Raw genomic sequence first — 491 nt, 5'->3', positions numbered from 1 at the left:
AAGGCAATACGCGCTTTGAGATCGGCATTCTCTTCGTCGAGTAAGAGAATGATCCGGGTCAATTGCGCAGCATCCTGAGGCAAGGGATCGGGTCGAAGCAGCATGACCGACCCTATCATATTAGCCTGAATCTTCAAGCAAAACCAATAGGATCAGCCTACTTTTGAGGGTCGTCTCACCGCGTTTCGCTTGACCCGCGTCCAGTCAATGCCAGCTAGCAAAAGCGAGAACTCCTGGGCACTCATCTGCATCGCACCATCGCGGATCGGGGGCCAAACAAACTTTCCGCTCTCCAACCACTTTGTCGCCAGGATCATGCCTGACCCATCCCAGTAAATGCAGCGAAGTCGATCCAGACGCTTGGCGCGGAAAACGAACACGTCGCCACAATAGGGATCGGCCGCGAGCGCTGAAGCCACCAAAGCCACAAGGCCATTCATGCCGCGCCGGAAGTCGACCGGTTGCGTAGCCACCATGATCTTCACGCCACT

General features: G+C 55.6%; 1 protein-coding gene. It reads right to left on the bottom strand.

Going from position 1 to position 491, the window contains the following annotated elements:
- Positions 1-152: 152 nt before the first annotated feature.
- Positions 153-491 (bottom strand): IS66 family insertion sequence element accessory protein TnpB (tnpB, locus tag FG152_RS27170; RefSeq protein WP_498989475.1); only part of this gene is annotated, 339 nt, incomplete at its 5' end.

It is taken from the genome of Ochrobactrum sp. XJ1 (genome assembly GCF_024701725.1).
Lineage (GTDB): Bacteria > Pseudomonadota > Alphaproteobacteria > Rhizobiales > Rhizobiaceae > Brucella > Brucella anthropi.
This window is presented reverse-complemented; position numbering and strand designations above follow the sequence as displayed.